Annotated in this window: 16 protein-coding genes; 7 read left to right on the plus strand and 9 right to left on the minus strand. The window is 67.1% G+C overall.

Annotated features, from left to right (window positions below; genetic code table 11):
- Window positions 1–503: 503 nt before the first annotated feature.
- From AB0P21_RS19820 to AB0P21_RS19830, 3 genes are read right to left on the minus strand one after another with little or no spacing between them, the layout of a single operon-like run.
- Window positions 504–1853: a cytochrome P450 gene (locus AB0P21_RS19820; RefSeq protein WP_363698530.1), complete on the minus strand. Its 1350-nt coding sequence runs from the start codon at window positions 1851–1853 to the stop codon at window positions 504–506.
- A 16-nt stretch (window positions 1854–1869) separates the two neighbouring features.
- On the minus strand, window positions 1870–2907 hold the full coding sequence (locus AB0P21_RS19825; RefSeq protein ID WP_363698532.1) for a hypothetical protein: 1038 nt from the start codon (window positions 2905–2907) through the stop codon (window positions 1870–1872).
- 37 nt (window positions 2908–2944) lie between these two features.
- A complete protein-coding gene (locus AB0P21_RS19830) occupies window positions 2945–4486 on the minus strand; it encodes a prenyltransferase/squalene oxidase repeat-containing protein (protein ID WP_363698533.1) in 1542 nt (513 codons plus the stop codon).
- A 322-nt stretch (window positions 4487–4808) separates the two neighbouring features.
- Here AB0P21_RS19830 and thpR point away from each other — a divergent pair, with 322 nt between their 5' ends.
- From thpR to AB0P21_RS19855, 5 genes are all read left to right on the plus strand, one after another.
- Complete coding sequence (gene thpR, locus AB0P21_RS19835; protein ID WP_363698534.1) at window positions 4809–5372, plus strand: RNA 2',3'-cyclic phosphodiesterase; 564 nt, start codon at window positions 4809–4811, stop codon at window positions 5370–5372.
- A 42-nt stretch (window positions 5373–5414) separates the two neighbouring features.
- A complete protein-coding gene (efeU, locus tag AB0P21_RS19840) occupies window positions 5415–6275 on the plus strand; it encodes an iron uptake transporter permease EfeU (RefSeq protein ID WP_363698535.1) in 861 nt (286 codons plus the stop codon).
- A complete protein-coding gene (gene efeO / locus AB0P21_RS19845) occupies window positions 6272–7411 on the plus strand; it encodes an iron uptake system protein EfeO (RefSeq protein ID WP_363698536.1) in 1140 nt (379 codons plus the stop codon). The genes efeU and efeO overlap by 4 nt, the downstream gene beginning before the upstream one ends.
- Window positions 7408–8676 carry an iron uptake transporter deferrochelatase/peroxidase subunit gene (gene efeB, locus AB0P21_RS19850; protein ID WP_363698538.1) on the plus strand — a complete coding sequence of 423 codons (1269 nt, stop codon included), beginning with the start codon at window positions 7408–7410 and terminating at the stop codon, window positions 8674–8676. The genes efeO and efeB overlap by 4 nt, the downstream gene beginning before the upstream one ends.
- 67 nt (window positions 8677–8743) lie before the next feature.
- Window positions 8744–9568, plus strand: coding sequence for a hypothetical protein (locus tag AB0P21_RS19855; RefSeq protein WP_363698540.1), 825 nt, complete (start codon window positions 8744–8746; stop codon window positions 9566–9568).
- Window positions 9569–9621: 53 nt separating this feature from the next.
- Here AB0P21_RS19855 and AB0P21_RS19860 read toward each other — a convergent pair whose 3' ends face one another.
- The 4 genes from AB0P21_RS19860 to AB0P21_RS19875 form a co-directional block, all read right to left on the minus strand.
- The gene (locus tag AB0P21_RS19860) at window positions 9622–10461 is read right to left on the minus strand and encodes a carbohydrate ABC transporter permease (protein WP_363698541.1); all 840 of its coding nucleotides are present in this window, start codon (window positions 10459–10461) and stop codon (window positions 9622–9624) included.
- On the minus strand, window positions 10454–11434 hold the full coding sequence (locus tag AB0P21_RS19865; protein WP_363698543.1) for a sugar ABC transporter permease: 981 nt from the start codon (window positions 11432–11434) through the stop codon (window positions 10454–10456). The genes AB0P21_RS19860 and AB0P21_RS19865 overlap by 8 nt, the downstream gene beginning before the upstream one ends.
- Window positions 11434–12753 (minus strand): sugar ABC transporter substrate-binding protein, encoded by a 1320-nt coding sequence (locus AB0P21_RS19870; RefSeq protein ID WP_363698545.1) that lies wholly within the window; start codon window positions 12751–12753, stop codon window positions 11434–11436. The genes AB0P21_RS19865 and AB0P21_RS19870 overlap by 1 nt, the downstream gene beginning before the upstream one ends.
- 215 nt (window positions 12754–12968) lie before the next feature.
- Complete coding sequence (locus AB0P21_RS19875) at window positions 12969–14051, minus strand: LacI family DNA-binding transcriptional regulator (protein ID WP_363698547.1); 1083 nt, start codon at window positions 14049–14051, stop codon at window positions 12969–12971.
- 44 nt (window positions 14052–14095) lie between these two features.
- On the opposite strand from AB0P21_RS19875, the gene AB0P21_RS19880 reads away from it, so the two are divergent.
- Both AB0P21_RS19880 and AB0P21_RS19885 read left to right on the plus strand, forming a co-directional pair.
- Window positions 14096–15673, plus strand: a complete 1578-nt coding sequence (locus tag AB0P21_RS19880) for an acyltransferase (protein WP_363698549.1) — start codon at window positions 14096–14098, stop codon at window positions 15671–15673.
- Window positions 15674–15760: 87 nt separating this feature from the next.
- Window positions 15761–16894, plus strand: a complete 1134-nt coding sequence (locus AB0P21_RS19885; RefSeq protein ID WP_363698550.1) for a hypothetical protein — start codon at window positions 15761–15763, stop codon at window positions 16892–16894.
- Here the strand turns inward: AB0P21_RS19885 and AB0P21_RS19890 are convergent.
- Both AB0P21_RS19890 and AB0P21_RS19895 read right to left on the minus strand, forming a co-directional pair.
- Window positions 16860–18170 (minus strand): MFS transporter, encoded by a 1311-nt coding sequence (locus tag AB0P21_RS19890; RefSeq protein WP_363698552.1) that lies wholly within the window; start codon window positions 18168–18170, stop codon window positions 16860–16862. The two genes, AB0P21_RS19885 and AB0P21_RS19890, sit on opposite strands and share 35 nt — an antisense overlap.
- Window positions 18167–18745, minus strand: coding sequence for a helix-turn-helix domain-containing protein (locus tag AB0P21_RS19895; RefSeq protein ID WP_363698554.1), 579 nt, complete (start codon window positions 18743–18745; stop codon window positions 18167–18169). Before AB0P21_RS19895 ends, AB0P21_RS19890 begins: the two co-directional genes overlap by 4 nt.
- Window positions 18746–18833: the final 88 nt, after the last annotated feature.

The following is an 18833-nucleotide window of genomic DNA, read 5'->3' on the forward strand; positions in this document are numbered from 1 at the left end:
GAATGACAGTCGCTGACAGGCGGCCGTCAATACACAGGCGTATCGCGCACGTTTGTTACGTATCAGTCGTTGTTCCAGACACTCGACATGGTGCCGCTGATCCAGCAATCATGGGCAGCAGGAGCCGGACTTCGCGGCCGGCTCCCGCCCGGTCCTCTTAGGCTGGAAACATCAGGCCGGTCGTGGTGATGCCTTCAACTCGAAGGCCGCGCTTCGCGGGTCCGGCGGCAAGTCGATCAGCATTGATGCGACCACTGACCACCTTCATGGACCCGCATCTCGAGCCCGCAACGCGGTGACCGTCAATGAGTTGCTCACGTGGTCGACAGTGTGATCGGCAGGGACGCGGTAGCCCGGCTCAGTTATAGCGTGAGATCCTGGAGCGCTTGGTTGGCCTAGTCGTCGTGCCGGTTGTGCACGACTACTTCGCCTTCGGAGACCATCGCTTCCTGGTGCAGGAACTCGTCGACTCCAACCCGCTGCAGAGATTGATTGGTATGCACTCAACCAGTAGTTGATGCTCTTTGATCCGGTTGCCGTGCGGTGAGCCGGAGTTTCAGGTTTCGTGGTCGCAGGACGAAGGCGGCCGTGACGCTTGCGTCGGAGACGAGCGTGAAGTCCCAGCGTGCGGCGATCGTGGCCAACGCGAGGGTGGCTTCGGTCACCCCGAAGGTGTCTCCGATGCATTTGCGGGCGCCTGCTCCGAAGGGGATGAAGGCATTGCGCGGCGGCCGCCGGTCGGAAGACCACCGATCGGGGTCGAACACCTCCGGATCGGGATACAGGTCGGGGTGGTGGTGGATCAGATAGGGGCTGTAGAGGACAGTCGTCCCGGCCTGGGTCGGTTGGCCGCCCACGACGCAATCGGTCGTCGCGGTGCGGGTGAGCAGCCAGACCGGCGGATAGAGACGCAGCGTCTCCGTGATGATGTTGCGGGTCAGCAAGAGGGCGGGGAGATCGGCGAGGGTCACCTGCTCGCCATTGAGGGTGGTGTGGAGTTCTTGCCGCAACCTTTCGGCGATCTGCGGATGTTTCACCAGCAGGCTCATGGCCCAGGCCAGGAGTGACGCCGTCGTGTCGGTCCCGGCCACCAGGAAAGTGATCACCTGATTCTCGATCTCCTCGTCGGTCAGCAACTGGTCGTCGTTGCCTTCGGGTCGTTCGAGCAGGATCGACAGCAGATCAGAGTGTGTTCCCGATGCGGAGCGCCGGGCGGCGATGATGCCGGCGACGGTGGTTCTGAGGCGTAGCCGGGCGAGGTGGTACTGGCGGTTGCCGAAGAACGGGAGCCGAGCGAGCGGAACTGGCATCAGCGCGCGTTTGAAGGTGCCGGTCAGAACGGTGTCGGAATCCCGCATGGTTGGTTCCAGTGCGGCGGCCGGCAGGGCATCGGTGAACATCGTCGTGATCAGGACGCGAGAGGTGATCTCCAGCATCTCCTGCATGACGTCGATGGTCTGTCCGGTCCGCCACGCGGAGATCGCGGCATTGATCTGGCCGGTCATCACCCGGGCTTGAGTATCGAGGAGTCGGGAATGGAACGCCGGTTGGGTCAGCCGCCGGATTCGGCGGTGCTCCGCGTGCGGGCAGGTTCCCAGCCCGTTGCCGGTGACCTCCCGCACCCGGTCGAAGATCGCCCCACCTTTGTCGAAGGTCCGGTCGTCGACCAGTAGTTCGTGGGTAGTTTCGGCGCTGCAGGCGATCAGCACCCTGATGGGACCGAACTTCACCCACGCGAGATCGCCCTGGCTGGGCAAGGACCGGAGGAAGTCGAGCGGATCACGCCCGAGAGACAGAAGATGGCCGAGCAGCGGCCGCGCCTTCGGGGCAATGGGAACAGGATGAGCAGGCATTGGTACTCCAAGAGCATCAAGGGCGGGGATCGTACTGCCACCACCATGCGATCGACGGGATGGTCAGCGGCTTCCCGCCGAAACCCAGCGCATCTGTTGTGGGTCTGGGGAGGACGTGGCGGCCGGACGAGTCGAGGTAGAGGTATCTGGGGCAATCTCGTTGCCACAGCACCGAGCCGTTCCAGTAGTTGTCGAGCGCGGAGACGAACAGTGCCAGGTCGGCGGGCGCGTCGCGCAGGATGTCGGCGCGCAGGCGTAGATAGAGACCGGCGGTGCTGTTCAGGATGCCGGCGGCCTCGGTCAGGGCCTGGCCGACCGTCAGGTCATGTTCGGTCGCCAGGACGTGGACCAGGTTCTCGGTCTTCCCGGGGAGCGTCAGTTCCTTCTCCTTGGGGAAGGAGAAGATGTCGTTCTCGCCGGCGGTCAGGAACGCCGCCATCTCGAAGAGAGCCCGGACCCGACGGTCGCTGGAGAGGGCGGGATGGTTTCGTGAGCAGGCCACGGTGACCGCGAGCATGGGGAAGACCAAGGCGCCGCCGGACACTATCCGGGTGGACACGTAGGCGCTGAGGTCCTCGGACAGACCGACGTCGGCGAGCACCACCCGGCGTAGTTCGGTGCGGAGGTAGCCGAGGACGAGTTCGGTGAACGCCTCACCGGTGTTCGGGCTCGTGGCAGCTTCCAGCCGGAGGCGTATGTCGCGCAGAGCCTTCCCGTAGCGGTCGGTGGAGTCGAGCTGGTACTCGGTGATCTCCACGGCCCGCTGCAGCATGGCGTTAGCTGTGGCGTGCTCACCGGGCCTGCCCGCGATCGGCCGGTCGTCGCAGTACTCGTCGTCCCAGGCGAACACCCAGGTCAAGAAGTCGGCCAGACACTGAAGCCGGTCCGTCGGGCCGGTGGGTACTTGCATCGCCGCCAGCAGACCGGTGTTGATTCCCTCGATCCGCTTGCGCTGCTTGTCATCCCAGAAAAGCTGGAATCTGTTGAGAAAGCTGACCGTCTCCCTCTGGATCTTCTGCGCGTCCGGGTGCGCGGCGAAGAGAGGAAAAGGCACGAAAAGCGGTGGGAGAACAGCGACGGGGTCCAGCATGTCAGTGAGTTCTTTCCATGCGGTGTGCGAGATGGCCGTGCGCCAGCAGGGCGAAGACATCGGCCAAGACCGGGATGGTGAAGATGAACGGGCGGGGGCCGATGGAGTCTGGGATAGTTTCGATCCTTCCGTTCGGGCGTTGTTTGTCCAGCAGGAACTCGAGGCCGCGCAGGGCCGGCCGGTGATCTGTCTGGCGGGTCAACGCGATCAAGGCGTAGGAAGTGCTCAGCGCATCACTGGGTTCGCCGGGTTGCTGGCCCCACCCGCCGTCGGCATTCTGCGAATCCAGGACGGCTCGCAGGGCGTGCCGGAGCATGCGACGTGCGGGCTGCGTGCCGGTGTCGCGAAGTGCCTGACCGGCGAGGACAACCCGAAAGAGGGTGTGCAGCCGGCTGGCGCTCCAATCCGGATCGAATCCGCCGCCGGCGTGCTGGCGAATGGCCAGAAACTCCAGGCTCTCGATGATGAGGTCGTGGTGCTGGGGTGCCTGGATGGTCAGCGCGTTGATTGCCGCCGCGGTCATGCAGGCTTCGGAGGGAGAGCCGGCGACATAGGTAGGAAAACCGCCGTCAGGTCCGCGCACGCCGCGCAGTGCGGTGAGTCCTTGATCCAGGACAGGTTGCTGGACGCCAACGGCGTACAGGAACTCCAGCGCCACGGAGGTGTCATCGACGTCGGTCAGTGAGGCGCGGTCGTTGACCGACCAGCCTCCGTTGGGTTGTTGCCGGGACAGGAGATAGGAGGTGAGTGGTCGGAGTTGATCACGTGAGGCGCCCGATGCATGCAGGGCGACGCCGGCGGTCGCGGTGGACCAGGTGTCGGTGTCGGTGACGAACGGCATACCGCCGTCTGCTCGCTGGTGCGGGAGAAGCTTCTTGACGCCCTCCGCCACCACCAGCCCCATTCCGGCCGATGGAGCGAGCGCATGCAGCACAGACAGGTGGATCAGGATGTTCCCCTCCCAGATCCACGGCTCGTTCTGAGTGGACAGGAGCAGCGCGCTGTCGGTGTCGCGAATCAGGTGTCTGCGGCCGAGGGCATCGAGAATGATGAGTTTCAACGCGGTGACCTGGACGGCCGCCCAGGGATGCAGTCCGGTCGTGTTGAACGCGGCGAGGTCGAGATTCGCACCCGGCGTGGTACCGAACAACGCCAGAATCGCGTCGATCATGACGCGCTTGCGCGTCGAGGTGAAGTCAGGCACCTGTTCCAGGAAGCTCGTGGTGAGTTTCTCTGTGGTTCGACTCTGATGTCGGCCGAGCGCTGCGGACGCGAGCAAGCTGTCCATGGGGTCAGGCCGTGAAACGCTCAAGTAGCGTTCCAGTCCGCTTTTGAAGAGTGGCTCGATTCCGAGGCGCGCCACCAGCCTGCACGCCAGAGCCGACTCCAGGACCCGGCTGTGACAGGGATCGCGGATCGCCCCCGAAGCATCGAGGCGGTCCAGAACTCTGGAACGTAGTCTCGTCGTCATCTCGGGCAGTTCGGCTGGAAACGCTGTGCGCGGCCACGGAGCGATTCCCTGAGGGAGATCGATGACCCTCATCGCCGGGCTCCGTGAACACGGGCCGCAACGCGCTCGCCCGGACTGCGATGATCCATGTCTTGCTCCTTCACGAAGCCGTGGCGATTCTCCAGAATGTAAGAGGAGTCCGATGGTGAAAAGCACACCCGGCCATGAACGGAGAAAATCTGTGGTACCTCCGCAGTACAGCGGCCATAGCGTCACGTCGATCGGACGGTGGCTCCGTCACCGCTCCGTCGAGTGGTGGCAAAGGACGAGAACCGGTGGGAAACGACCCCGGTCCTGGCAGGTGCCGTCGGGCCGGTCGTCCAATCGAGTGGACACCGGGTCATAAGCTCGAAGGATGCGACTTTTTGTGGCGATCACGCCGCCGGTGGAGGTTGTCGAGCATCTGAGCGAGTTCGTGGAGCCCCGCCGGGCCCACCAGGACGAGGACATCCGGTGGTCGGCGGACGAGAACTGGCACATCACCCTGGCGTTCCTGGGCGACGTGCCGGAGTACAAGACCGATGAGCTGGCGGAGCGGCTGGAGGCGGCGGCCGCGCGGCAGAAACCGTTCGATCTGCGGCTCGGAGGATCCGGAGCCTTCCCGAGCGTGGCGGACGCGCGGGTTCTCTACACCGGCGTCCGGGACGAGTCGGACGCGTTGCCGCACCTGGCGATGACGACCCGGTCGGCGGCGAACAAGTCGGGCGTGACCGTGGACGGACGGAAGTTCACCCCGCACCTGACCCTGGCGCGGACCCGGCAGCCGATGGACGTGGTGCGCTGGGTCCGGGTTTTCGACACCTACGAAGGGCCGTCCTGGACAGCGGAAAGTATCGAGTTGGTCTCATCGCGTCTCGGTGAAGGCCCGAGCCATGGTGCGGCGTACGACACAGTGGGCGAATGGGATTTCTTAGGTTAACCTTCGGAAGGTTAGCCGTACCTAATACCTGGAGTCCCCGCCATGCTCGCCAACTACCTGATCGGTCTTCGCGAAGGCCTCGAGGCGTCGTTGGTGGTCAGCATCCTCGCCACCTTCCTGGTGAAGTCGGGACACCGTGACCGGCTGAAACTGGTCTGGATCGGAGTCGGCGCCGCGATCGCCACCGCGGTGGCCGGCTGGGCGCTGCTCCAGTTCATCACCTCGCTGACGGCCAGGTCGTTCACCACCCAGGAGACGATCGGCGGGGTGATGTCGATCATCGCGGTCGGCTTCGTCACCTGGATGATCTTCTGGATGCGCAAGGCGTCCCGCAGTATCGCCAAGGAGCTGCGCGAGCGGATGGGGCAGGCGCTCGAGATGGGCAGCCGGGCCGTCGTCCTGCTGGCCTTCCTGGCGGTCTTCCGGGAGGGCATCGAGACCGCCTTCATCGTCTACGCCTCGGCGGCGACCGCGACCACCGCGACCCCCTTCATCGGGGTGCTGCTCGGGCTCGCGACCGCTGTCGTGCTCGGCTTCGCGATCTACCGCGGCGCGGTGAAGATCAACCTCGCGGTGTTCTTCAAGTGGACCGGCGCGCTGCTGATCCTGGTCGCGGCCGGCATCTTCGCCTACGGCTTCCACGACCTGCAGGAGGCGAACATCCTGCCCGGCCTGCAGACGCTGGCCTTCGACATCTCGCACGTGATCCCGCCCGACAGCTGGTACGGCGTACTGCTCAAGGGCATCTTCAACTTCAACCCGGCCCCGACGGTGATCGAGTCGATCGCCTGGCTGGCGTATCTCGTCCCGGTGCTGGTGCTCTACTTCCAGCCGATCAGGTCGACACCCGTGGTGGCCGGCCAAGCAGGACCCATCTCAACCCGTCCAGGAGACAGCTCATGACCACCACCACGGCCCGCCGGGCCACCGCCCTCGGCGCAGTACTGCTGCTGGCCGGCCTGACCGGCTGTGCGGACGACAAGCCGGCCGCCTCCGACGACGGCACCGGTCCGGTCGCGGTCAAGGCGACCGACACCGAGTGCGGGCTGAGCCGCAAGGACGTCAAGTCCGGCACCAGCACCTTCTCGGTCTCCAACGGCGGCAGCAAGGTGACCGAGTTCTACGTGTACGCCGAGGGCGACCGGGTGATGGGCGAGGTCGAGAACATCGGCCCCGGGCTCAAGCGCGACCTGATCGTGGAGCTGCCGACCGGCAAGTACCAGGCGGTCTGCAAGCCCGGCATGATCGGCGACGGCATCCGCGGCGACCTCAACGTCACCGGTGAGGCGGCCGCCCAGATCGACGAGGACGCCGCGCTCAAGCAGGCCACCGAGAGCTACCAGCGCTACGTGAACTCGCAGTCGGTCGCGCTGGAGCAGAAGACCACCGAGTTCGTCACCGCGGTCAAGGCCGGCGACGTGGCCAAGGCCAAGGAGCTGTTCCCGATCTCGCGGACCTACTGGGAGCGGATCGAGCCGGTCGCGGAGTCGTTCGGCGACCTGGACCCGAAGATCGACGCCCGCGTCAACGACGTCGAGCCCGGCACGGAGTGGACCGGCTACCACCGGATCGAGCAGGCCCTGTGGGAGAAGAACTCCACCGCCGGGATGGCGAAGTACGCCGACCTGCTGCTGGCCGACGTGAAGACCGTGGTCGCCAAGGCCAAGGTCGTCAAGCTCAACCCGCTGCAGTTGGCCAACGGCGCCAAGGAACTGCTCGACGAGGTCGCCACCGGCAAGATCACCGGTGAGGAGGACCGCTACTCGCACACCGACCTGTGGGACTTCCAGGCCAACGTGCAGGGCTCGCAGGCCGCGATCCAGGCGCTCCGCCCGGCGCTGCAGCAGCGCGACCCCGCCCTGGTCACCACGCTGGACACGAACTTCAAGGCAGTCCTCACCGCGCTGGACAAGTACCGCGACGGCGACGGCTTCAAGCCCTACACCGCCACCGACGCCGAGAAGAAGGAACTCGGCGCGGTCGTGGACGCGCTGGCCGAGCCGGTCAGCAAGGTCGCCGGAGTGATCGCGAAGAAATGACCGACCGTCCGAAAGGCGTCTCCCGTCGCGGCCTGTTCGGCGCGGCGGGCGCTGCCGTGGTCACCGGCGTCGCCGGGTACGCCGCCCACTCCGCGCTGGCCGGCGAGGAGTCGGTGGCCGCCGACAACTCCGGCCCGGTCGAGTTCCACGGCGACCACCAGGCCGGCATCGTCACCCCCGCGCAGGACCGGCTGCACTTCGCCACCTTCGACGTCACCACCACCAAGCGCGACGCCGTCATCTCCTTGCTGAAGGAGTGGACCGCCGCGGCCGCCCTGATGACGGCCGGCCGCGACATCGGCCAGTACGGCGCCGTGAACGGGCCGGGCGAGGCGCCGCCCGAGGACACCGGCGAGGCGGTCGGCCTGCCGCCGGCCAAGCTCACCCTCACCATCGGCTTCGGCCCGAGCTTCTTTGTCGATGCCAAGGGCAACGATCGGTTCGGGTTGAAGGGCAGGCGCCCGGCCGCCCTGGTCGACCTGCCGCACTTCATCGGCGACACCCTGGACCCGAACCGCTGTGGCGGCGACATCGCCATCCAGGCCTGCTCGGACGACCCGCAGGTCGCCGTCCACGCGATCCGCAACCTGGCCCGGATCGGCTTCGGCACCACGGTGGTGCGCTACTCGCAGCTCGGCTTCGGCCGGACCTCGTCCACCAGCAGGGCGCAGACCACCCCGCGCAACCTGTTCGGCTTCAAGGACGGCACGAACAACCTCAAGCTGGAGGACACCGCGAAGCTCGAGGAGCAGCTCTGGGTGCAGCCCGAGGACGGCCCGGACTGGATGGTCGGCGGCTCGTACCTGGTGTCGCGCCGGATCCGGATGACGATCGAGATCTGGGACCGGACCTCGCTCGGCGAGCAGGAGCAGATCATCGGCCGCGGCAAGGGCACCGGCGCCCCGCTGGGCAAGGCCGACGAGTTCGACCCGATCGACTTCGAGGCCAAGGGCGCCGACGGCGAGCCGAAGCTGAAGCTCGACGCGCACGTCCGGCTCGCGCACCCGCAGTTCAACAAGGGCGCCGAACTGCTGCGCCGCGGCTACAACTTCGTCGACGGCTCGGACGGCCTCGGCCGGCTCGACGCCGGGCTGTTCTTCCTGGCCTACCAGCGCGATCCGCGCAAGCAGTTCATCCCGATCCAGCAGCAGCTGTCCCGCTCGGACACGATGAACGAGTACATCCGGCACGTCGGCTCCGGCGTCTTCGCCTGCCCGGCCGGCGTCAAGGCAGGCTCCTACTGGGGCGAGAAACTTTTCAGTTAGCCACCAATCGGTTCGAGCACCGTCGAACTGACCGCTGATGAGCCGGGGCGATCGATACGGTCGCCCCGTGGCCAACTACCAACCATCTCCCCAGTACCCGCAGTACCAGCAGTACCCGCCGCCTCCGCCGCAGCGCGGCAACAAGACCTTCACGATCGTGTTCTGCGTCGTGGTGGCGCTGATCGTGGTGGGCGGCGGGGCGTTCATCGTCAGCCGTTTCACCGGCGGCTCCGGCGACGCCGCCGGAACGACCGCGCCGTCGGCGAGCCAGGCCACCGATGACGCCTCGGACCGGCCGAGCGAGGCACCCAGCACCGGCGGCAGCCCGAGCTCCCAGCCTCAGGCGAGTTCCCAGCCGAGTACGCAGCCCAGCCGGCCGGCCTCGAACCCGTCAGCCACCGCGCCGGCCTGTCGCGGGTGCATGCCCGGTCTCAGCACGAACCGGCTCACCAAGCGGCTCCAGGCGAAGGGCTTCGTCTGCAAGTACGACCGCATCCTCGGGATGAGCTGTGAGAAGGGCAAGCTGGAGGTCAGGCTCCGGACCGTCTACAAGCAGACCGACCTGATCGAGAGCATCGACGTCGGCGGCCGCGCGACCGGCAGCGGGAACTACCCGCAGGGCCCGAGTGAGGCGCACGCGTCTCTGCAGGCAGGCCTGGCGGGAGTGCTGCCGCTGTTCATCAGCGACGCGGCGGTGCGGCAGCAGATCGTCACGTTCGCTGCCAAGAACACCGCTCACGCGGCGACCGGACCCAGCGCGGTCCGCGAGGCCAAGGTCGGTGGCTACCGCCTGTCCTGTCACGGAATCAGCGGCGCCACTGTCGGCAAGAACGGCCGGAGCTCCTCCAGCTACTCCACCTCGATCGACATCTCCAGCTCGGCGGACTACTGAGCAGCTGAGGTCCTGCCCGCGACAACAGGCTCGGGCAGGACCTCAAGCCAGTGTTACTTCACCGCTCCCGCAGTCACCCCGGCCACGAAGTGACGCTGGGCGAGCAGGAAGCCGATGACCACCGGGATGCTGACCACCAACGCGGCGGCCATGATCTGGTTCCAGTAGACGTTGGTCTGCGTGGAGTACTGCCGCAGACCGACCGACAAGGTGCGGTTGGCCTCGGTGGTCATCACCGAGGCGAACAACACTTCTCCCCAGGCCGTCATGAACGAGTAGATCGCCACCGCGATCACCCCCGGCCGGGCGGCCGGCAGGACGACCCGGAACAGCGCGCCCATCGGGCCGCACCCGTCGACCAGCGCGGCCTCGTCGAGCTCGCGCGGGATGCTGTCGAAGTACCCGGCGAGCATCCAGATCGAGAACGGCAGGCTGAAGGTCAGGTAGGTGATGATCAGCCCGAGCCGGGTGCCGACCAGCTGCAGCCCGGTGGAGTTGTTGATGTTCACGAAGATCAGGAACAGCGGCAGCAGGAACAGCACGCCCGGGAACATCTGCGTCGACAGCACCGTGGTGGTGAAGACGGTCCGGCCGCGGAACCTGAACCGCGACACCGCGAACGCCGCCAGGATCGCGATCGCGACCGAGCAGAGCGTCGCGACCACCGAGACGATGGTGGAGTTGACGAAGTACCGGGCCAGCGGCACCGTCTTCCACATGTCGAAGAACGGGTCGAGGGTGATGGTCGACGGCCACCAGGTGAAGGCGCCCTGGACATCGCTCAGCGGTTTCAGCGACGAGGTCACCATCACGTAGAGCGGGACCAGCACGAACAGTCCCAGGACGATCAGGACGACGGCCCGGTAGGCCTTGAATCCCTTGGTGTCACGCACGACGCGACCTCCTCCCGGTGATGATCAGATAGGCGCCGGTGACGATCATCAGGAAGATCAGCAGCAGCACGGACATCGCCGCACCGGAGCCGAAGTTCCAGGTCAGGAACGACGCGTTGTAGATGTGGAAGGTGATCAGGTCACCGGCGGGTGGTTGCGCGTTGCCGAACAGCACGTACGGCGTGTTGAAGTCGCTGAACGTCCAGAGGAACAACACCAGCACGAGCACCAGGTTGACCGGCCGCAACGACGGCAGCGTGATGTTGCGCCACTGCCGGATCGCCCCGGCGCCGTCCACCGCGGCCGCCTCGTAGACGTCGCGCGGGATGCTCTGCAGCCCGGCCATCAGGGTCAGGAACGCGAACGGCCAGAGCTTCCAGACCGCGACCGTGATCAGCGAGACGAGCGCGTTGCTGCCGATCAGCCAGAACGGCCGGTCGGAGGTGAGGCCGAGGTTGTCGACGATCACGTGGTTCACCGCGCCGGTGTCGCGCTGCAGCATGAAGTTCCAGGTCAGGATGCCGGCGTACGCGGGGAGTGCGTACGGCACCAGGAACAGGGTCCGGACCACGCTGCGGCCGCGGAACGGCGGCTGCAGGGCGACCGCGGCGGCCATCCCGAGCACCCAGGCGAGCGCCAGCGTGATCAGCGAGAAGGCGACCGTCACGCCGAAGGACTTCAGCAGGCCCTCGCCGACCGCGTTGTGGAAGTCGACGGCGACCCGGTAGTTGTTGAACCCGGCCCACGGCGCGGCCGACCAGTTCGCGATGAAGAACTTGGTCAGCTTGACGAAGCTCATCCAGATGCCGACCAGCATCGGGATGATGTGGATCAGCAGCTCCAGCAGTACTGCGGGCGCGAGCAGCAGGTAGGGGAGTTTCCGGCTCAGCCCCGGCCGGCGGTCGAGCCCCCGCTTCCCCGGCCGCTTGGCAGCGACCGGGGAGGCAGGGGCCGTTTCGGTGGCGACTGACATCAGCTACTGGCCGCCACTTGGTCCTGAGCCGTCTGGAGGGCCGTCTTGATCTCGTCGGCGCTGACCGTGCCGCCGGTGGCGATCTTGGCGAACAGGCTGTTCATCGCCTTGCCGACGGTGCTCTCGAACTGGTCCTCGGCCGGCACCAGCGGCAGCGGCTTGGACTTGGTGTTGTAGACGTCGGAGAAGGTCGCTGCCTCGGCGGCGTCGGTGGTGAACACCGGCTTGGCGTCCTTGAGCACCGGGAGCGAGGAGAACGGCTTGCCCAGCGTGGTCTGGGTCTCGGCGCTCGTCATGTAGTTGACGAACTTCAGCGCCGCGTCCTTGTTCTTGGTGTTCTTGAAGATCGACAGGTTGATCCCGGCCACGTGGCTGGCCACCGGTGCGGCGGCGTTGGACGGCGCGGGGAACGGCACCACGCCGTACTCGCCGGCCTTCATGCCGTTGGCAACGATCGAGGAGTCGGCGTTGTTCTGGTTGATCACCATCGCCACCTTCTTGGTGGCGAAGTCGTTCACCGACTTGGTGCCGTTGTCGTACTGCGCGTTCGACGGGTTGGCGACCTTGTCCTTCTGCATCAGGTCGAGGTACCGCAGCACACCCTGCACGTTGCCGTCACTGGTGAAGGTCGGCTTGCCGTCCTTGTCGAACCAGTCCGCGCCGTTCTGGGCGCCGTTGATGAAGGCGAAGTGCACGTTCTCGGTGTAGCTGCCGGCGGCCAGCGCCATCCCCCAGGTCTTCTTGGCGGGGTCGGTCAGCTTCTGCGCGGCGCTGACCATCTCCTCCCAGGTCTTCGGCGGCTGCAGGCCGGCCGCGGCGAACATCGCCTTGTTGTAGTACAGGCCGTAGGCCAGACCGTACAGCGGCACCGAGGTCGGGTCGGTGCCTTCCTTGCCGCCGGTCGCCAGAGCCGTCGGCACGAACTTGTCCTTGCCCCCGATCGCGTCCATCGCGGCGCCGTCGAACGGCAGGAACGCCTCGGTCGCCTGCAGCGAGGCCGCCCAGGTGTTGCCGATGTTGACCACGTCCGGGCCCTGGCCCGAGGTGGTGGCGGTCTGGATCCGGGTCTGCAGGTCGTTCCAGCCGATCACCTCCAGCTTGACCTTGATCCCGGTGTCCGCGGTGAACTTCTCCAGGACCGGGGTCAGCACCTGCTTGTCGTTGTCCAGGCTGGTGCCCTGGTTGCTGGCCCAGTAGGTCAGCGTCTGGTCTCCACCGCTACCGCCGGCCGAATCACCAGAGTCGCTGCCACCACACGCGACCAGGCTGATTCCCAAGGCGGACACCGCTGCTGCGGCTACAAGCGAACGCAGTCTCACGTCGGACTCCCTCGTCCATCGAGCCTCCGGCAGGAGAGCGGAGGCAGGTGCGGCCCATAGTGGCCTAACCGGTTAAGTATCGGAACCCTAACCGGTTCAGTTTCGACCTCTTCGTTACTTCACCGTGACCGGGAGCCGAGTGTGATGCAGATTACTTGCGCAATATGTCGCTGCTTGCACACAACTGCGCAAGATCTCGTTACGGCTGTTGAGCCTCAGCGAGTACTGCGAGGTGCCGCGGCGGACGAATCCCGCACGTGCAGCACGCCGGCCGGGGTCTCCCAGTGCAGTCCGGACTCGCCGGCCGCGATCCGGAAGAGCAGGTCGGCAGCCATCCGGCCGCGTTCCATGTTCTGCTGGTCGACCGCCGTGATCCCGGGCAGCGCCAGCTCGCACAGCGGCGAGTCGTCCCAGGCAATGATCGACAACTCGTCCGGTACTGCGGTGCCGACCTCCACCGCCACCCGCAAGGCGGCGACGGCCATCAGGTCGTTGCCCAGCACCAACGCGGTCGGCCGGTTCTCGCTCGCCAGCACTCGTCGGGTCAGCGCAGCGCCGTCCTCGTACCGGTAGCTGCCCTCGTAGTGGGTGACCCGGATGCCGCGCTTCTCGGCGTGCTCCTTGAGCAGCTTCACCCGCAACTGCTCGTGCACGAAGGTGAACGAGCCGCTGACGTGGGCGATCTCGGTGTGTCCCAGCTCCACCAGGTGGTCGACCATCAGGTGCACGGTCTGTTCCGGTGAGCTGATCAGCCGGCCGACTCCGTCATCCGGGGCGTTCGAGCTGACCACGACGCACGGGACGCCGAGCTCCTTGAGCACCGGGATCCGGGGGTCGTCGTCGTGCTCGTCGAACAGGATGAACCCGTCGACGCGGCCCTGCCGGCTCCAGCGGCGCAGTACGTCGAGATCCTGGCCCTGTTCGCCGGTGAGGCGGAGCAGCAGCGACGAGTCGACCTCGTTCAGGTACTGCTCGATGCCGACCAGGGTGCGCATGTAGAACGCCTCGGTCGAGATCAGCGCCGGGTCGCGGGCGATCACGATGCCGATCGTCCGGGTCCGGCTCGCGGACAGCGCGACGGCGGCCGAGTTCGGGTGGAAGCCCAGCTCGGCGGCCAGGCTGAGTACCCGCTGCCGGGTCTCGGCGCTGACGCCGGAGCGGCCGTTCAGGGCGTAGGAGACCGAGGCCTTGGAGATGTCGAGGCGGCGCGCCAGGTCACTGATCGTGACGCGCTGACTCCGGCGTCCGCCGCTACTGGTGACTTCTCCGTCCGCGATCTCGTCGCTCCCTCCCCGCATGGGCCGAACGTTAGCAGCGTGCCGATTGTGGATAGCGTTATCCCATGACGTCGCCTGAGTCACGTCCTGTCACCCGCCGCCTCGACTTCCTGCCCTGGGAGTACGCCGGGGGCGCCTCGGAGCCCGAGCGCCAACGCCAAGCCGAGCGGCAATCGGAGCTGGCCGGCTCGGCGCAGCTCGCCGCCGACGCCTTCATCGCGGAGAGCGCCGCGGTCTTCTGCGACGTGCTGCGACTGGGGGAACGCTCGTACATCGGAGCGCACGCCTACGTCACCGGCGAGGTACTGGTCGGCGCGCACTCGACGATCAACCCGTTCGCGGTCGTCCGTGGCCGGATCACCCTCGGTGACGGCGTCCGGATCGGCGCCCACACCTCGCTGCTCGCCTTCAATCACGGCACTGCCTCGGATCAGCCGATCTACCAGCAGCCGCACACGTCGCTGGGTATCACCGTCGGCGACGACGTCTGGATCGGCTCCAACGCGCTGATCCTGGACGGCGTCACGGTCGGCTCGCACAGCATCATCGGGGCCGGCGCGGTGGTGACGAAGGACGTCGAGGAGTGGGCGGTGGTCGCCGGTAATCCCGCCCGCAAGCTCCGCGACCGGCGCGAAAAACAACCACTTAAAGTTCTTTCCGAGAGGGCAGCTGTGTTTGCTCGTGTGGCCCGTGAGCAAGCTGATGACGTACTCGCCAGATGCTTCGACGGCGAGCGCTTCAGGGATCGCCCCGGCCTCGGAAGCGAACCGATCCGCCCTTGGTGCGACGCCATCGAGATCGCCGACCTGCTCCTTCGCCGTACCCCGTCCGGTCACTCGGCCGACGACCTGATCAACCGGCTGCGCGCGGCCGAACTCTCCGTCCTCGACGGCCCTGGCAGCTACCACATCCTCTGTGCCGGTTACGCCCTCCAACTCCTCGACAGTGGCTTCGAGCAACCAATCCCGCTCCCGGTGTCCACCGACCGCTACGACATGTTGCCCTGGGCAAGGAATGCCTGGAGTGCGGGCTCGGCGATCGACTCGGTCGGCACGGCGATCGCCTGGAACCTCAAGCACCACAGCGATTCCAGTCACCTGTTCGAACTCTTCGGCTGGCTGACCGCCCGTGCCGACCCGAAGACAGGGATGTGGGGCCGGCCGCACCCCGACGACGGCTGGCTGCAGGTCGTCAACGGTTTCTACCGCCTGACCCGCGGCACTTACGCGCAGTACGGACTGCCGTTGCCGTACCCCGAAGCAGCGATCCGCACCGTCCTCGCCCACGCGCAGGACCGGCGCGTCTTCACCGGCGACGGCTTCAACGCCTGCAACGTGCTCGACGTCATCCACCCGCTCTGGCTGGCCGGCCAGCAGACCGACTTCGGTCGCGCGGAAGGCCGCCGCTGGGCCGAGCGGACACTCGACGCGATCCTCGGCCGCTGGGTCGACGGCGCCGGTTTCGCGTTCGCCCCCGACGGCACCGACGACCGGGCGATTCCCGGGTTGCAGGGCACCGAGATGTGGCTGGCCATCATCTGGCTGCTGACCGACTACCTGGGCTTCTCCGACGTACTCGGCTACCGCCCCCGCGGAGTACACCGGCCCGAGCCGCTGATCGCAGTACCGAATGCCCTAACCTGACCCCGTGGACCCCCGGACCCGACGACTCGTCACCTCTGTCGTACTAGCGGCGCTGGTCGCGATCGTGGTGATCGCGGCCCTGGCGAAATGATCGGCGACGGCAGCGAGCGGTCGTCGTACCTGCTGCGCGCCGGGCTGGTCCGCAACGTGCGCACCGGCGAGCACCTGACCACCTTCGTGGTGTCGGGCGTCTCGACCGTGTTGATCACCCGGCTGATCCTGGGGCTGAGCGGCTACCCGCAGATCGGCGGCAAGGGGCTGCACATCGCGCACGTCCTGCCGGGCGGGCTGCTGATGCTGCTGGCGATCTACCTGCTGCTCTCGTACGTCGGCCCGGTGGTGCGGCCGGCGGCGGCGCTGGTCGGCGGCGTCGGCTTCGGGCTGTTCATCGACGAGGTCGGCAAGTTCGTCACCTCGGACAACAACTACTTCTACCAACCCGCCGCGGCGATCGTGTACGTCGTGTTCGTGCTGATCGTGCTCGGCTCCCGGTTCGTCAGCAATCGGCGGCCGCTCGACGAGCGGGAGCAGTTGGCGAACGTGGTCGACGATGCCGTCGAGGGTGTCGCCGGTGGGTTGTCACGGCGGCGACGGGCCCAGGCCTCCGCACAGCTGCGGGGAGTCGGCCCTGACGTCGTCGGGCGCTCGGAGGCGCGGGCACTGCTGGCCGCCTGTCCTGCGGACGAGGTCGAGCTGGCCGCGCCCATCGATGTCGCCTGGCAGAAGCTGCACCGGGGCTTCGACCGGCTGGCGACGAACCCGCACGCGCCGACGGTGGCGGTCGTCGTACTGGCGGTGCAGGCGGTCGGCTCGCCGGCGATCGCGGCTGGGATCCGGCTGTACGAGGGGCGGCTGCTGACGGAACTGCCGGTCTTGGCGGTGGCTGCCGGGAGCTTGCTGTCGGCAACGTTCACGGTCCGGGGCTGGTTGCGGTTGCGGGCTGGTGACCGGGCCCGGGCGGTGCGGTTGTTCGAGCTCGCGGTGCTGGTGTCGCTGCTGGTGAACCAGGTGTTCCAGTTCGCCGAGACGCAGTTCGCCGCTGTGGGCGGGCTGACGCTCGACCTGGTGCTGCTGGGCCTGCTCCGTGCTGAGAGCGACCGGCTGCAGCGGGAGGCAGCCCGGACTACTCCTCCTGTTCAGGTGAAGCTGCCGAAACTACCGCCAGACCCCGACAGTCCGCCGTTCCCTACGGATCCAGGAGATCCTGTTCAGCCTTCTTAGCCGTTGGGTGGCCGCCCCAGTCCTCGTGGCGCCCGAACAGGATCGGGGCGAGAGTAGCCGCCAGGTAGAGACCCGCGGCGATCAGGAAGGTCGAGGCGAGGCCGAAGCCGGCAATGGTCGCGCCCGCCAGTACGCCGCCCAGCGGGATGCCGGCCCAGCCGATCGACTCGGCCAGTGAGCCGACCCGGCCGAGCATGGGCCGCGGTACTCGCTCGATGAACAGGGCGCCGAGCACCGGGTTGATGAAGCCGCCACCGATGCCGCCGACGGCGAACGTCACCAGCACTACCCAGAACGGGACGTCAAGCGCGAGTACCAGGAAGCGTGGCGCCCCGGCGATCAGGAAGCTCAGGATGAAGGCGACCCGGCGCGGGATGCGTTCGCCGATCGCCGCGGCGACCAGGGCGAAGGCAGTGGCGGTGATGAAGAAGGCGGTCAGTACCAGACCGGTCTCGCCGGGGCCGTAGCCGTGGGTGCGCATCCAGACCGGGATGAGGACCGCGGTGGCGGCCGCGTCGATCAGGTTGGTCACCGAGATCATCAGGACCAGCGGCATCATCAGCTTGTCCTTGCGGAGGAACTGCCAGCCCTCTCGGAGCCGCTGGACGTAGCTGCCCTCCTCCTTGATCTCTGCCGCTGATTTCGTACCGGCCCGGCGATGTGGGGCCCAGGTGACGAACAGCGCGGCGCAGACCGCGAACGAAGCCGCGTCGATCCAGAGCGCGTTGACCTCACCCAGCAAGGCGATCAGGCCGCCGGCGAGACCGAAGGCGAGGAACCCGGCCAGCCGCTCGGTAGTGCTCTCCAAGCCGGTCACTCGCTCCAGCGGGACCCGGGCCGCTTCCGCGATGTCGGGGACGAGAGTGCCCTTCGCCGCGTCGCCGGGGCCACGCAGTGCGCCGGCTACTCCGACCAGTCCCAGGAGCAGTGGGAAGGAGAGGAGGTGCAACGTGTGGAGGAGGGGGATGAGCGCAACTACTAGGGCGCTCGCCGTGTCGGCGACGATGCTGATCCGGCGCGGGCCGATCCGGTCGATCAGGGGACCGCCGAAGGCCTTGCTGAGGACCAGGGGCAGCATCTCCGCGAGTGAGACCAGACCGGTCTTGGTGGGGGAGCCGGTGCTGACCAGGACGAACCAGGGGATGGCGATCGCGCTGACCCGGGTGCCGCAGACCGAGACGACGTTGGCGACCAGGAACGCGATCAGCGGCGCGCGGTTCGGAGTACTGGGTGGTGGTGTGTCCACTGCGGGCTGCGGCGCGAGGGTGGCGGTCACCGGGTCTCCCTGGGAAAGGCCTGGATCTGGACGGACACCTGCTCGGCGCCGTCGGGAAGCGGCTGGGTGAGGTCGCTGCTGTACTTGTCGAAGACGGCCTGGATCTCGGTCAGCATCGACTTGAGCTCGGCCGGCCTGAGGTGGAACAGGTAGTCGGACAGCAGGCTGGCGTCGACCCACTCCGGTGACTGGGTCTGCAGTTCGTCGATCGCCCGGAACATGCTCTCCGCGTAGACCTGGCCAACGCCGTGCAGGAAGCCCATCGTCAGCTCGGGCTCGCTCTCGAGCAGCTCGGCGGTGTCGAACGACGTGCCCAGGTGGGCGGCCTTCCACCAGCGGTCCCGGGCGTTGCCGCGCTCGTCGTCCTCCTCGACCAGACCGGCGTCGGCGAGCTGCCGCAGGTGGTAGCTGGTGGCGCCGGTGTTGACGCCCAGCCGGGCGGCGAGGGTGGTCGCCGTGGCAGGCCCGTACAAGCGCAGCAGCCCGAGCATCCGGTTGCGCATCGGGTGGGACAGCGCCCGCAGCGCCGCGCCACGGAGCTGCACGGTCGGGTGCTGGTTCGGCTGGTCGGTCATGCCGCTCAGGTTACGACCGCAAAGCTCGTTTGCAAAGAGTCTTTGCAAACGAGCTTTGCGATCGGGTTGTCCACAGGCGGGAAATCTC

Source organism: Kribbella sp. NPDC056861 (assembly GCF_040687575.1).
GTDB lineage: Bacteria > Actinomycetota > Actinomycetes > Propionibacteriales > Kribbellaceae > Kribbella.

What these genes read in the sequence shown, in the direction of transcription:
- AB0P21_RS19820 (WP_363698530.1), bottom strand. Translation starts at nt 1,853, where the DNA reads ATGCCTGCTCATCCTGTTCCCATTGCCCCGAAGGCGCGGCCGCTGCTC.
- AB0P21_RS19830 (WP_363698533.1), bottom strand. Translation starts at nt 4,486, where the DNA reads ATGAGGGTCATCGATCTCCCTCAGGGAATCGCTCCGTGGCCGCGCACA.
- thpR (WP_363698534.1), top strand. Translation starts at nt 4,809, where the DNA reads ATGCGACTTTTTGTGGCGATCACGCCGCCGGTGGAGGTTGTCGAGCAT.
- efeU (WP_363698535.1), top strand. Translation starts at nt 5,415, where the DNA reads ATGCTCGCCAACTACCTGATCGGTCTTCGCGAAGGCCTCGAGGCGTCG.
- efeO (WP_363698536.1), top strand. Translation starts at nt 6,272, where the DNA reads ATGACCACCACCACGGCCCGCCGGGCCACCGCCCTCGGCGCAGTACTG.
- efeB (WP_363698538.1), top strand. Translation starts at nt 7,408, where the DNA reads ATGACCGACCGTCCGAAAGGCGTCTCCCGTCGCGGCCTGTTCGGCGCG.
- AB0P21_RS19865 (WP_363698543.1), bottom strand. Translation starts at nt 11,434, where the DNA reads ATGTCAGTCGCCACCGAAACGGCCCCTGCCTCCCCGGTCGCTGCCAAG.
- AB0P21_RS19875 (WP_363698547.1), bottom strand. Translation starts at nt 14,051, where the DNA reads ATGCGGGGAGGGAGCGACGAGATCGCGGACGGAGAAGTCACCAGTAGC.
- AB0P21_RS19880 (WP_363698549.1), top strand. Translation starts at nt 14,096, where the DNA reads ATGACGTCGCCTGAGTCACGTCCTGTCACCCGCCGCCTCGACTTCCTG.
- AB0P21_RS19885 (WP_363698550.1), top strand. Translation starts at nt 15,761, where the DNA reads ATGATCGGCGACGGCAGCGAGCGGTCGTCGTACCTGCTGCGCGCCGGG.
- AB0P21_RS19895 (WP_363698554.1), bottom strand. Translation starts at nt 18,745, where the DNA reads ATGACCGACCAGCCGAACCAGCACCCGACCGTGCAGCTCCGTGGCGCG.